The following is a 13,312-nucleotide window of genomic DNA, read 5'->3' on the forward strand; positions in this document are numbered from 1 at the left end:
TCCGGTTACGGCAGGCGCGGCCCAGCCGCAAGGCCGGTCACGGCATGGCAGGGCCTCGAAACGAGGCCGCCCTCCCTTGGGCGGCGCACCGTCCTCGCGCAATCCGGCGCGCCGCATGGCAGCCCTTCCCGGCTCCGCTTTCCGTCCGCGCCGCAACGGCCTAGCCTGGCCGTCCGGTAAGGTAATCTTCCAGCGAAAGGCGGCCAGTGATGAAGAAGGGCTCCGACCTCTTGGTTGAAGCGCTCGAGAACGAGGGCGTCGACCGCATTTTCGGTGTGCCGGGCGAGGAGAATCTCGATGTCGTCGAGTCGCTTCGCACCTCCGGCATCAAGCTGATCCTGACGCGGCATGAGCAGGCAGCGGCCTTCATGGCCGCGACCCATGGCCGCTTGACCGGCAAGCCCGGCGTCTGCATCGCGACGCTGGGACCTGGCGCGCTCAACTTCTCCACCGGCGCGGCCTATGCCCATCTCGGCGCCATGCCGATGATCCTGATCACCGGCCAAAAGGCGATCATGACCGCCAAGCAGGCGCGCTTCCAGATCGTCGATGTCGTCGCCTCGATGAAGCCGTTGACCAAGATGACCCGGCAGATCGTCAGCGTCGCCAGCATCCCATCCGTGGTGCGCGACGCCTTCCGCGTCGCGATGGAGGAGCGGCCGGGTCCGGTTCATCTCGAATTGCCCGAAGATGTCGCAGCCGAGGAGATTGCGGACGTCGCGGTCATTCCGGTCCATCCGCTGGAGCGCCCGGTCGCGCAGGCCACAGCGCTCGATCGCGCAGCCGCAATGATCCTGGCCGCCAGGCACCCGCTCGTCATGATCGGCGCGGCGGGCAACCGACCGCGCCTCGTCGAGGCCTTGTCGGCCTTCGTCCGGCGCACGCGCCTGCCCTTCTTCAACACGCAGATGGGCAAGGGTGCCGTCACCGGCGGCTCGAACCTCTATATGGGCACCGCCGCCCTGTCCGAGCGCGACTATGTCCATCTCGCCGTCGACAAGGCGGATCTGATCATCTCGATCGGACATGACACGGTCGAGAAGCCGCCCTTCCTGATGAAGAGCGCCGGCGGCTCGAAGGTCGTCCATATCGGCTACCAATCGGCCAATGTCGAACAGGTCTACCATCCCGACGCCGAGGTCATCGGCGACATCGGCGCGACCGTGACCGCGCTTGCCGACCGGCTCGAAGGCAAGCTCGCTGCCGATCCCTCGATGCTTGAGCTGCGCCAGACGATCCTCGCCCGGATCAATGATCGCGCCGAGGAGGACCGCTTCCCGGTCACGCCGCAGCGCATCGTCCACGACATCCGCCAGGTCATGCCGGAGGACGGCATCGTTTGTCTCGACAACGGCATGTACAAGATCTGGTTCGCCCGGAACTATCGCACCCATGTCGCCAACACGCTGCTGCTCGACAATGCGCTGGCAACGATGGGCGCGGGGCTGCCCTCGGCGATGATGGCAGCGCTGCTCTATCCCGAACGACGCGTCATGGCGGTGTGCGGCGATGGCGGCTTCATGATGAATTCGCAGGAGATGGAGACGGCGGTCCGGCTCGGCCTGAACCTCGTCGTCGTCATCCTCAGCGACAACGCCTATGGCATGATCCGCTGGAAGCAGGCGGTCGACAGCTTCCCGGATTTCGGGATGACCTTCGGCAACCCGGACTTCGTCCGCTATGCGCGGGCCTATGGCGCGAAGGGCTCGCGGGTGACGGCGGTCGAGGAGCTCGTGCCGACGCTGGAGGCCGCCTTCGCTGGCGGCGGCGTCCATCTCGTCGAGGTGCCGATCGACTATTCCGAAAACACCCGCGTGCTCGTCGAGGAGCTGCGCAACCGCAGCCCCGACATCCAGCTCGCCTGACCGGGAGAAAACCCATGTTGCAGGTCCTACAGGCCTTCGACCGCGCGCCGATCACCGAGATCGCGACCGACGACGCCGCCGCGCTGGAAGCCAAGCTCCAGGCGGCCGAGCGCGTCTTCCGCAACCGCGACGGCTGGCTCAAGCCCCATGAACGGATGGCAATCCTGCGCCGGCTGGCCGGATTGATCGCGGGCAAGCGCGACCATCTCGCTTTGCAGATCGCGCGCGAAGGCGGCAAGCCGCTGCCGGACGCGATCGTGGAGGTCACCCGCGCCATTGACGGCGTGCACAACGCCGCCGACGAATTGCGCAATCTCAGTGGCCGTGAGATCCCGATGGGGCTGTCGCCGGCCGCAGCCGATCGCTGGGCCTTCACCACCAAGGAACCGATCGGCATCGTCGCCGCGATCTCGGCCTTCAACCACCCGCTGAACCTGATCGTGCATCAGGTCGCGCCCGCGATCGCCACCGGCTGCCCGGTCATCGTCAAGCCGGCGGGTACGACGCCGCTCTCCTGTCTCGACTTCGTCGCGCTCGTGCATGAGGCCGGTTTGCCGCAGGCCTGGTGCCAGAGCTTCGTCCCCGAGACGACCGAGCTTGCCGAAAAGCTCGCGACCGACCGGCGCATCGCCTTCCTCAGCTTCATCGGCTCGGCCAAGGTCGGCTGGTATCTCCACAGCAAGCTGGCGCATGGCGCGCGCTCGGCGCTGGAGCATGGCGGCGTCGCGCCTGCGATCGTCGACAAGAGCGCCAATCTCGAAGCGATCATCGAGCCGATCGTAAAAGGCGGCTATTACCATGCCGGCCAGGTCTGCGTCTCGACGCAGCGCATCTATGTCCATGATGCCATCGTCAACGATTTCACCGAGCGTCTCGTCGCGCGGGTGAAGACGCTACACACCGGCGATCCCGTGCTGAAGGACACGGAAGTCGGCCCGCTGATCACGCCGAAGGAAGCCGACCGCGTTGCCTCCTGGATCGACGAGGCGGTGAAAGGCGGCGCCAAGCTGCTGACCGGCGGCAAGCGGCTCTCCGAGACGACGCTGGAGCCCGCCGTGCTCGTCGATCCTGCTCCCGACGCACGCATCTCGCGGGAGGAGATCTTCGGCCCGGCCGTCGCGATCTACCGCTATCGCGATCTCGACGATGCGATCGCCCGGGCCAATTCCCTGCCGGTCGCCTTCCAGGCCAGCATCTTCGCGCAGGATATCGACATCGCCTTACGCGCTGCCAACCGGCTCGATGCCTCGGCCGTCATGATCAATGATCCGACGACCTTCCGCACCGACTGGATGCCCTTCGCCGGCCGCCGCGAATCCGGCTACGCCACCGGCGGCATCCCCTTCACCATGCGCGACATGACGCAGGAGAAGATGATCCTGATGCGCAGGAGCTAGCATATCGGCCCGAAAAACGCGGGGAACCCCTCTCCTGTAAGGAGAGGGCAGCGGCGAGGTGTCGGCCCCTGGACCAGTTACGTGGAAACCTTGCCGTCATTGCGAGCGCAGCGAAGCAATCCAGGAGGGCTCGCTCTACGTCCTCTGGATTGCTTCGCTGCGCTCGCAATGACGATGGAGCAGCCATCAGGGCGCATGATTTGTCCTGTCCTCGGACGGAAGCAGCCGGACAATCTCCGACGCGCGCCCGCCTGCATCGAGAGTGCTTCGGAACAGGCCTCCAGATCGGCAATTCTTGCCTAGTGCTGGGAAAATTATTCCTAGTTAAGTATCTGAAATTTATGATCTTTTTTTGATTTTTCCGCGCCTGGTTTCCGCCGCTGCTCCGTTTCACTGGAAGGGACAAGCCACAACTCCATCGATTTGTGCGCGATCTCTCCCTGGGAAATGCCGCTATGACCTGTCCGCCGTCTCAACTAGATATCGCGACATTCGCCGTTCCCATGCCGCCGATCGGGGCTCTGGAGGCGCGCACGGAGCTGCTGCCGAAATTGGGGGACCTCTCAATCCGCAGGCCATTGGATCGCGATGACGAGCTCCTGCGGCTGATCGCGCTCAGCGACGAGGCGGCTTTTCGCCAATTGGTCGAACGCCATGTCGACCGGGCCTATGCGCTGGCCCTGCGCATCCTGCGCAACGGGGCCGATGCCGAAGATGTGGTCCAGGACACGCTGCTCAAGATCTGGACGCATCGGGGCAGCTGGGAAACCGGACGGGCGAAATTCACGACCTGGCTCTACCGTGTCGTGACCAATCGCTGCCTCGACATGCGCCGGCGGCCGCAGGCCGAGGGCATGGAGAACCTGCCCGACATCGTCGATGAGCAGCCCGACGCCCTGACCGCGCTGCACCGCCACGAGGTCAACGACCTGCTGACCCGGGAAATGGGGCGCCTGCCCGACCAGCAGCGCGTCGCCCTCATCCTGTCCTATTACGACGATTTCAGTAATGCGCAGATCGCGGAGATCATGGAGACGACGGTATCGGCCGTCGAGGCCCTGCTGAAGCGCGGCCGCCAGCATCTGCGCAAGCATCTGCGCCGTTCGGAACGCGATATCCGGCAGTCATTTACAGACGATTAGCCATAGTCCGCTTCTCCCGCAGAAACCGCGCCCGCCTGGCTCTGCCGCCCCGTTGAACTGGCAGACACGGGAGCACCGCGTCCTCGCCCTCCTGAACTGGAAGGCGGATTCCCAGCCGCGCAAGGAGAAGCCGTCATGGCTGTGATCTCGACCAATATCGCCGCCAATTCGGCGGTCCGATACCTCAACATGAACTCCGTCGACCAGTCGTCCTCGCTGTCCAAGCTGGCCAGCGGTTCGCGCATCACCAAGGCCTCGGACGATGCCGCGGGCCTCGCCATCTCGACCCGGATCTCGTCCGACGTGACGGCGCTGACCCAGGCGGCCACGAACGCCTCGCACGGCACCTCGATCCTGCAGACCGCCGATGGCGGCGCCTCCAACATCAGCGACATGCTGCAGCGCATGAAGGCGCTGGCCTCGCAATCGGTCTCCGGCACCGTCACCGATTCCGAGCGTGCCTATATCGACGCGGAATTCTCGCAGCTCGCCGAGGAAATCGACGGCATCAGCGAGAGCACGCGCTATAACGGTGCCAGCCTTCTCGATGGCACCAGCGATTTCGCCAACGGCATGGTCGTCGTCGTCGGCTCGAACGCCACCAGCGATACCATCAAGGTGACGATCGACGCCCTGACCACCTCGGCGCTCGACATTACCGCCGCGACGGATGAGGCTCCCGCCAGCCTCATCGGCAGCGCCAGCGGCTATGACGCCAGCGGCGGCGACGTCTCCTTCACCGTCAACGGCACCTCGGTGACGCTGTCGACAACCGGCGGCACGGCCTCGGACGGCGTCTATACGGCCGACGACATCGCAACCGCGATCAATACGGCGTTGGGCACCAGCACGGTGTCTGCTTCCGTCGATGCGACCACGGGCAAGCTGACCCTGTCGAACACCGCGACGGGATCTGCCGCCGGGATCACCATCGCGGGTACCGGCAGCTTCGATGTCGCCGATCTCGGCTTCGACGACACCAGCAGCACGGGCCGCGATGCCGGCACCACCCTCTCGGTCGCGACGCAGGACGGCGCCCAGGCGGCCATCGATGTGATCGACGCCGCGATCGACAAGGTCTCGAGCGCCCGCGCCAATATCGGCGCGCTCGAATCACGCTTCGAGTTCCGCTCGAACACGATCGCCACCAGCATCGAAAACCTCGATGCCGCCAATTCGGCGATCAAGGATGTCGACGTGGCCTCCGAATCCGCCACCCTGGCCGCAGCCAAGGTCAAGACCCAGGCCTCCGTCGCCGCTGCCGCCCAGGCGAACCAGATGCCGCAGGAACTGCTCAAGCTGCTGCAGTGAATCGATGACCGAAGCGGGCCGGTCTCCTCCGGCCCGCCCTTCCACCGGGGTGCGATGAGATGGCGTCAGTCAGCAGTACGAGTTCGAGCACGTCGGATCTGTTGTCCTCGGCCTATAGCACCTCGACGACATCGAGCTCGAGCAGCACGTCGAGCACCTCGGCCACCACCGATCCGTCCGACATCGATTGGAGCGCGCTTGTCGAGGCCTCGGTCCAGGCCAAGCTCAGCAAGGCCGACACGATCGATCTCAAGATCACCGCCAACCAGGCCAAGATCTCCGCCTATGAACAGCTGCAATCCCTGCTCGACGATCTCTCGGACGCCGCCGATGCGCTGCGCGCCGTCTCCGGAACCTCGAACAGCTCCACCGACGTTTTTCTGAACCGGGCCGCCTATCTCTCCGCCAATGGCGACGTCGACGCCGCCTCATCGCTATCCGCGACGGTCGAGGACGGAACCGATGTCGGCAGCTACGACATCCAGGTTCTGCAACTCGCCAAAGCCCACAAGATCGCGAGCAGCGTCGTCGCCAGCAGCTCGGAGGATCTCGGCTATTCCGGCGTGATCTCGCTTGGCACCGAAAGCGGCAGCTCGGTCGAGTTGACGGTCACCGAGAGCATGTCGCTCGCCGATCTCGCCGAGGCGATCAATGACCAGTCGGGCACCACCGGCGTGCAGGCCACCGTGCTGAAGGTGTCGTCTTCGCAATACCAGCTCATCCTGTCCACGAGCGAGACCGGCGAGACGATCAGTGCGAGCACCGTCTCCGGCGACGATGTGCTCACCTCGCTCGGCATCACGGACAGCACCGGCGCTCTGGCCAACGTCCTGCAGGAATCGCAGGACGCCATCGTCACGCTCGACGGCATCACCGCCACCCGCTCCACCAACGACATCGACGACCTGCTCGACGGCGTGACGCTGCATCTCTACCAGACCACCCAGAGCGACCCGGACACCGAGAGCGACGTCTCGATCACGATCGAGATCGGCGCCGATGTCAGCTCCGCCAAGACGGCGATCCAGGCGCTGGTCGACGCCTATAATGCCTTCCGCGATTTCGTCACGACGCAGCAGACGCTGTCCAGCGACGGCACGGCCTCCGACGACGCCGTGCTGTTCGGCGACGGGACGATGCGCAGCACGACTCTCTCGGTCTACAGCGCGCTCACGCGCACGGTCGGCGAGAATTCGATGGCGCTGATCGGCCTCTCCTTCGACAGCGACGGCACGCTCGTCCTCGACGAGGACACGCTCGACGACGCGCTTCTGGACGATCTCGACTCGGTCAAGGCGCTGCTCAGCTTCCAGATGGGTGCCTCGTCCAGCGATCTGATGCTGCTGGCGCGCGGCACCAATGTGCCCAATCCCTTCACCCTCGATGTGACGGTCGACGCCAGCGGGGCGCTGAGCTCGGCTTCGGTGAACGGCGATTCCTCGCTCTTCACGGTCAAGGGCACCCGGATCGTCGGTGCCGCCGGGACCGCCTATGAGGGCTACAGCTTCGTCTATACGGGCTCGAGCTCGAAATCGATCGACGTCTCGCTGAGCACCGGCATCGCCGAGCTGCTCTACAACACGTCGAGCGACGCCTCCGACAGCTCGGACGGCACGCTGCAGACGCTCATCGACAATCTCGAGGCGACCGACACGACGCTCCAGACCAAGAGCGATGCGATCCGCTCCGCCGCCGAAACCTACCGGACCAATCTCACCAACCGCTACGCCCGCTACCAGGCCGCGATTTCCGCGGCGGAATCGACGCAGGACTACCTGACTGCGCTTCTCGATCAATGAATGGACCCGAGAGACATGAACCAGAGTGCAAGCCGAGCCATCGCCACCTACCGGATGGTCGCGGCGCAAGTCCATCCGCTCGTCGCCGTCGTGAAGCTTTACGATGAGGCCATCCGCCAGCTCCACCTCGCTGTCCGCGCCATCGAAGCCAGGAAGCACGAGGAGAGCTATATCTGCATCTCCAAGTCATCCACGATTCTGCGGGGCTTGTGCCACAATTTGCGCTTCGACAAGGGAGAAGACATCTCCCAGCAGCTGATGAAGGCCTATACCTATAACATCGTGGCGATCCATACCGCTTATGGAAAGCCGGACGCGCCGGTTCGCTACATGAAGATCATCAAGCATCTCGGCGAACTACGCGATTCCTGGGCGATCGTCGCCGGCATGAGCCCGAAGCTCGAGGAAGTCCCCGCGCCGCGGCATCCGCAGGCTGCCATCCGCCCGGCAAGGGTCGGCTGAACCTCCAAAGCGCCGGGCCGGGCGGCAGCCCAACCGCGCACCAGCTCGTCCCGCCTCCATCCGCCGCTCGGCCCAGCCGGGCCGGGCGCGAGTTCGCTCGGCGATTTTTGCCTATTTCCCTGATTTGCGAAACAGTTTATCAACAAAGGAGATACGCTCAGAAACGAGACCGCAATGAAGCTCGGCGAATTTCAGGACGCGATTGATCGGCATGGCGACGATCTGGCGACCTGGCCGGCTGGACTGCGGCAACCGGGACTGGCCCTGCTTCTTGCCTCTCCAGCCGCGCGCAGAATCCTCGATGAGGCCAGAAGCCTGCGCTCCGCGTTCAAATCGGCCTCTCCCGTCAGGGCGCCCAAAAGCCTGATCGATCGCATCATCGTGGCAGCTGTCGGCGCGGATTCGCAGCCCCCGGCCGCCGCCACGCAGTCCAATCGGCAGCCCGGCGCTCCAATCAACGCCAAGACCGCCAGCTTCATCTAGGCACGCTCCGCCGGATTGGCCCCGTCAGTTGCAGCGTCGTCATCGTTTGCGTGATGAGCGGCGCGGTGGGCTGCCGCGCCTTGCCCGGCTGGAAACCGGTCACGGACAGCGCTTCGAAATCGCAAGCCGGATGTTTCGCCGCTTCGCTCTCCAGCGCGCCAGCTTGTAATGATTTGTTTCCCTCGGGAGGCGCCAAGACCCTGGGAGACGCCAGGATAAGGTGCGCCTGCGCCGCCACTGCCCGCCCCAGCGCATCCGCCTGATCGGCTGGCAGGTGAGCCGATGCCGTCTCGCCGCGGCTGCGGCGCACGGCACGGCACGGCATGTGCCAAATCTTACTCAGAAGCTAATAAATAGAGTTAATACTTGTTTAATCGAGTTCAAAGCGCCCGCCGTTTGCGCGAATTGCGATGGCGCCAATAAATCGCGCCTGAAAATCCTCCTCCGCCCGTATCAATACTGAAGGCGGCTCAGACCGCGCTTCCAGAGGCCAGATCGCAACACAGGCTTCCCGGACAGTACGCGTCCGGGCTGTCGATGGAGGTTTGTCATGAGCGTCAGCTCGGTTTCATCGGTTGCATCAACAGCGTCGACCACGTCGACGAGTTCGTCGTCGTCGTCTTCCTCGCTCACGGAAACGGACTTCATGCAGTTGATCGTCAGTCAATTGCAGAACCAGGATCCGTCGAATCCGACAAGTGCCAGCGATATGAATTCGCAACTGATGTCCTACGCCAGCTACAGCCAGCAAGTCGCGATGAACGACACGCTGTCTTCTTTGTCGGAATCGATGACAGCTTTGTCATCTACGGTTTCAGAGCTCTATTCGAGCGTCAATACGATCTCGTCGCAGCTCAACATCTCGGCCTGATTCTATCCAACCTGAAATAGAGTTGAGTAATCGCCATGAGTCTCACCGGCGCATTGAATTCGGCTGTCTCGGCCCTGTCGGCACAAAGCGCGGCCCTGGCCATGGTCAGCCAAAACCTCGCAAATTCCAGCACATACGGCTACAAGACGACGACCGCGAGTTTCGAAAGCCTGATCGCGGATTCCTCGTCATCGGCTTATTCCGCCGGCGGAGTCGCCGCCTCCGGCGTGTCCAACATCGCCGCTCAGGGCTCGCTGACCGCTTCGGCGACAGCCACCAACATGGCGATCGAAGGCAACGGCTTCTTCGTCGTCGGATCGAGCGTGACCAATGGCGACATCTACTATACGCGCAATGGCGAGTTCACGATCGACAAGACCGGCTATCTGGCAAGCAACGGCTATTACCTGCAGGGCTGGCCGACCGACGCCGACGGCAATATCACCGGATCCACCAGTTCCAGCGCGCTGAAGACCATCGACACCACCTCGGTCTCGAGCATCGCCGCGGCGACGACCAGCCTCTCCCTGCAAGCCAATTTGCCGGCGGATGCCGCTGTCGGCGACACCTTCGAGAGCGATGTCGAGATCTTCGACTCGCTGGGAACGGCGGCGAAGACGACGGTCACCTGGACGAAGACGGCTGAAAACAGCTGGACCGCCGCCTTCTCCGACGTGACCGATTCGAGCGGCAGCGCCACGCTCGCCACCTCCGCGACCAGCAACACGATCAGTATCAGCTTCAACAGCGACGGGACGCTGGCCAGCACCACGCCCAACCCGCCGACGCTCTCCTTCACCGGCTGGACGACCGGAGCCGCCGACAGCACGATCACGCTCGACATGGGCACCGCCAACAGCTCGAGCGGCCTCAGTCAGCTCTCCTCCGGGGACGACACACTCAGCGTCTCCCTCGAATATGATCAGGACGGCATCAGCTATGGCACGCTGACCGGCATCGAGATCGGCGACGACGGCACCGTCTACGCGAACTACGACAATGATCAGCGCCGGGCGATCTACAAGGTGGCGGTGGCGACCTTCAGCAACGCCAACGGCCTGACCTCGATGAGCAGCGGCGTCTATGCCGCCAACTCGGTCTCGGGCGCCAGCTCGATGCATATCGCGGGAACCGCCGGAGCCGGCACGATCTCGGGCGGGATGCTGGAAACCAGCACCACCGATACGAGCCAGGAATTCAGCAACATGATGGCGGCCCAGCAGGCTTATTCGTCCGCCGCGCAGATCATGTCCACGGTCAGCAGCATGTACGACACGCTGCTGAGTGCGATCCGATGAAACGGGCGCGGGTTGCGCGCGCGGCGCAGCCGGACGTGCTGGCGGAGGATCCGCTGCTCGCCCGCCTGGCGCGCATCGACAAGGAAGCGAAAGGCCATATCGAGGCCAGGCAACGCAGCGGCGGGCGCATCCCGCCGCGGCAGCGCAACGAGGTCCTCGTCACGCTGGCGGATCTCGATCTCGCCCTGGAAGCGCTTCGCGGCGCCCGCGACGAGATGAGCATCGCCCTCGACAAGCGCCTCAATACCCATCGCGCCATGACCGCCTATCAGCGCGCCGATGAGCTCTCCATGACGCCGCAGAAGCGATCATGACCGAACCGAAGGATCGACCCATGCCTGATGCATCCGCGCCCGGCACCCCGCGGCAATCGGCGAATGCCGCCGCCGCCGCCGTGATCGCTCTCGTCGAAGAGCTGATCGTCGTCATCGACGAGGAAAATCACCATCTCGCCACCGGCGCGCCGGCATCGACCTCCCACCTCGTCCAGCGCAAGCGCGAGCTGGCGGAAAAATTCACCCATTGGGTCGCCGGCGTTCGCCGCCGGGATATCGACTTCCACGACGCCGACCCGGCCGTGCACAAGCGCCTGGTCGAAAGCAGCAAGACCCTGCGCAAGCATATGAACGACAATGTCGACAGCCTGCGCGCGTCGATCGCGGCGACGCGCCGCCGTGTCGACGCGATCATGCGTGCGATCCGCGAACAGGCCGCCCCGCCGCCGAACCAGTATGGCGCGAATGCCCGCCTCGCGGCCGCGCGCGCGCCGTCCCCGGCGGGCTCGGGCCGCTATCTCTAGAGCATTGTGCGAAAAAGTGGGTACCGGTTTTCCCATGAGAAATGCTCTAAGCTTTTAGAATCGATCACGTTTTTCGCATTCGGACGGAACCGTCCGAATGCGGCGTGACCGAGCGCCGGCGGCTCAGGGAGGATAAGTCATGTCGTTCACAGCCATCCGCAGCATCGCCTATAGCTCGCTGGCGACTACGCAGCTGCAGATGGCGCTGACCTCCTCCAATGTCGCCAATGCCGATACGGAGGGCTATTCGCGCAAGGTCGCGGTCCAGACCTCGGCCTCCACGGGCACCATTGGAGCCGGGGTCTCGGTCACCGCCATCAAGAGCAATGTCGACAAATACCTGCTCAAGGATCTCGTGGCCGCGACCAGCACGCTGGGGGCCACGACCGCGACCGACAGCTTTGCGAGCAAGCTGCAGAACCTGCTCGGCTCGACGACCGGCAGCGACAGCGGCGGCACCTCGCTCGCCAACAGCATCGCCAATCTCGAAACGGCGCTGTCCTCGCTCGCCGGCACGCCCGAGAGCCAGACGCTGCAGGCGCAGGTCGTCGATGCGCTCGACACGCTTGCGAGCCAGTTGCGCGAGACATCCGCCGGCATCCAGGGCCTGCGCGCCGATGCCGATGACGGGATCGAGGACTCCGTCGACAGCATCAACGCATCCCTGAACAGCATCGCGACCCTGAACAGCCAGATCGCGGCGGCCCAGGCACGGGGCGATGCCACGGGCGATCTGGAAGACCAGCGCAACACGGCACTGCAGACCCTCTCCGGGCAGATGGACGTCAAATACTATGTGACATCCGACAACCAGATGCGGATCTCCACATCCACCGGCACGACCCTGCTCGACAGCAATGTCCACGAACTCTCCTATTCCAGCGCGGCGGCGGTCACCAGCGCGACGGTGTTCGACGGCATCACCGTCGACGGCAAGGACATCACCGCCGAGATCACCTCGGGCACGGTCGGGGCGCTGATCGCGCAGCGCGACACCGAGCTCCCTGCCGCCCAGGCCGAGCTCGACGCGCTGGCCACAGGGCTGATCGAGACGCTCAACAGCGTCCATAATGCCGGCAGCTCATCGCCGCCGCCCACGACGCTGACCGGCACCAGCACGGTTTCCGCCAGCGACGCCCTGTCCGGCAGCGGCACCGTCCGCTTCGCCGTGACCGATGCCGATGGCGCGCTCGTCAGCTATCAGGACCTCGACCTCTCCGCCTACACGACCGTCGGCGATCTCGCCTCGGCGATCGACGCGATCGATGGCCTCTCGGCCTCGCTCAACAGCGCCGGCAAGCTCGTCGTCACGGCCGATGCTTCGGATACCGGCGTCGCGATCGTCGATATCGACAGTGCCATCGGCAGCGACGACCAGGGGCTTTCCGACTATTTCGGCCTGAACGACCTGTTGACCGGCAGCAGCGCGGCGACGATCTCGGTGCGCTCCGACCTGCTCGCGACGCCCGGCCTGCTCGCGACCTCGGCCTTGTCGACGGCAGCCACGCTGACGGTCGGGGCCAGCGTCGTCAGCGTCGGCGAGAGCAGCGTCGCTGAGGCGATGAACGATGCCTTGAGCGGCAATCACAGCTTCACGGCTGCCGGCAAGCTCAAGGCGAGCACGACATCCTTCGCCGATTATGCGACCAGCATCGTCTCGACCATCGCCACGGCCGCCTCGAACGCCTCGACCGCCCTCGACAACGGTACCTCCGCCCGCCAGTCGCTCGCTGATTCGCTGTCCTCCCAATCGGGCGTGAATCTGGACGAGGAAACCGCGCGGTTGTCTGAGCTCGAGCAGCAATACGCGATGGCGAGCCAGCTCCTCGAAGCCTTGAACAACATGTTCGACACGCTGCTCCAGGCCGTGCAGTCGAGCTGACGA

13 protein-coding genes and 1 pseudogene are annotated in these 13,312 nt (G+C 64.5%); 13 read left to right on the plus strand and 1 reads right to left on the minus strand.

Annotated elements, in window-relative coordinates; all coding sequences use genetic code 11:
• Positions 1 to 209: 209 nt before the first annotated feature.
• The 8 genes and pseudogenes from CYD53_RS12750 to CYD53_RS12785 all read left to right on the plus strand — a co-directional run bounded on the left by CYD53_RS12750 (position 210) and on the right by CYD53_RS12785 (position 8,459).
• Positions 210 to 1,865 (plus strand): acetolactate synthase large subunit, encoded by a 1,656-nt coding sequence (locus CYD53_RS12750; protein WP_103718465.1) that lies wholly within the window; start codon positions 210 to 212, stop codon positions 1,863 to 1,865.
• Between the two features lie 14 nt (positions 1,866 to 1,879).
• Entirely contained in the window at positions 1,880 to 3,262 is a 1,383-nt protein-coding gene (locus tag CYD53_RS12755) for an aldehyde dehydrogenase family protein (RefSeq protein WP_103718466.1), read from the plus strand.
• A gap of 551 nt (positions 3,263 to 3,813) precedes the next feature.
• The gene (locus CYD53_RS12765; protein ID WP_245928215.1) at positions 3,814 to 4,404 is read left to right on the plus strand and encodes an RNA polymerase sigma factor; all 591 of its coding nucleotides are present in this window, start codon (positions 3,814 to 3,816) and stop codon (positions 4,402 to 4,404) included.
• A 135-nt stretch (positions 4,405 to 4,539) separates the two neighbouring features.
• Positions 4,540 to 5,322 (plus strand): annotated as a pseudogene (locus CYD53_RS12770) (flagellin); the annotation flags it as partial.
• 135 nt (positions 5,323 to 5,457) lie between these two features.
• A complete protein-coding gene (locus tag CYD53_RS30995; protein ID WP_425428294.1) occupies positions 5,458 to 5,715 on the plus strand; it encodes a flagellin in 258 nt (85 codons plus the stop codon).
• A 59-nt stretch (positions 5,716 to 5,774) separates the two neighbouring features.
• Positions 5,775 to 7,514, plus strand: coding sequence for a flagellar filament capping protein FliD (gene fliD / locus CYD53_RS12775; RefSeq protein WP_103718470.1), 1,740 nt, complete (start codon positions 5,775 to 5,777; stop codon positions 7,512 to 7,514).
• Between the two features lie 15 nt (positions 7,515 to 7,529).
• Positions 7,530 to 7,976, plus strand: coding sequence for a flagellar export chaperone FliS (locus CYD53_RS12780; RefSeq protein ID WP_181011841.1), 447 nt, complete (start codon positions 7,530 to 7,532; stop codon positions 7,974 to 7,976).
• Positions 7,977 to 8,150: 174 nt separating this feature from the next.
• Positions 8,151 to 8,459 carry a hypothetical protein gene (locus CYD53_RS12785; protein WP_103718472.1) on the plus strand — a complete coding sequence of 103 codons (309 nt, stop codon included), beginning with the start codon at positions 8,151 to 8,153 and terminating at the stop codon, positions 8,457 to 8,459.
• Here CYD53_RS12785 and CYD53_RS29930 read toward each other — a convergent pair.
• Positions 8,452 to 8,784 (minus strand): hypothetical protein, encoded by a 333-nt coding sequence (locus tag CYD53_RS29930; protein ID WP_146055907.1) that lies wholly within the window; start codon positions 8,782 to 8,784, stop codon positions 8,452 to 8,454. The two genes, CYD53_RS12785 and CYD53_RS29930, sit on opposite strands and share 8 nt — an antisense overlap.
• Before the next feature lie 225 nt (positions 8,785 to 9,009).
• Here CYD53_RS29930 and CYD53_RS12790 point away from each other — a divergent pair, with 225 nt between their 5' ends.
• The 5 genes from CYD53_RS12790 (at position 9,010) to flgK (ending at position 13,309) form a co-directional block, all read left to right on the plus strand.
• Complete coding sequence (locus CYD53_RS12790; RefSeq protein ID WP_103718473.1) at positions 9,010 to 9,330, plus strand: flagellar hook capping FlgD N-terminal domain-containing protein; 321 nt, start codon at positions 9,010 to 9,012, stop codon at positions 9,328 to 9,330.
• A gap of 35 nt (positions 9,331 to 9,365) precedes the next feature.
• Positions 9,366 to 10,628, plus strand: coding sequence for a flagellar hook protein FlgE (gene flgE / locus CYD53_RS12795; protein WP_103718474.1), 1,263 nt, complete (start codon positions 9,366 to 9,368; stop codon positions 10,626 to 10,628).
• Entirely contained in the window at positions 10,625 to 10,942 is a 318-nt protein-coding gene (locus CYD53_RS12800; protein WP_103718475.1) for a hypothetical protein, read from the plus strand. Before flgE ends, CYD53_RS12800 begins: the two co-directional genes overlap by 4 nt.
• Positions 10,943 to 10,962: 20 nt before the next feature.
• Positions 10,963 to 11,427 (plus strand): flagellar protein FlgN, encoded by a 465-nt coding sequence (locus CYD53_RS12805; RefSeq protein WP_146055908.1) that lies wholly within the window; start codon positions 10,963 to 10,965, stop codon positions 11,425 to 11,427.
• A gap of 139 nt (positions 11,428 to 11,566) precedes the next feature.
• Complete coding sequence (gene flgK / locus CYD53_RS12810) at positions 11,567 to 13,309, plus strand: flagellar hook-associated protein FlgK (RefSeq protein ID WP_103718477.1); 1,743 nt, start codon at positions 11,567 to 11,569, stop codon at positions 13,307 to 13,309.
• The last annotated feature ends 3 nt before the right edge of the window (positions 13,310 to 13,312 follow it).

This window comes from Allobosea psychrotolerans, assembly GCF_002917105.1.
Classification (GTDB): Bacteria; Pseudomonadota; Alphaproteobacteria; order Rhizobiales; family Beijerinckiaceae; genus Allobosea; species Allobosea psychrotolerans.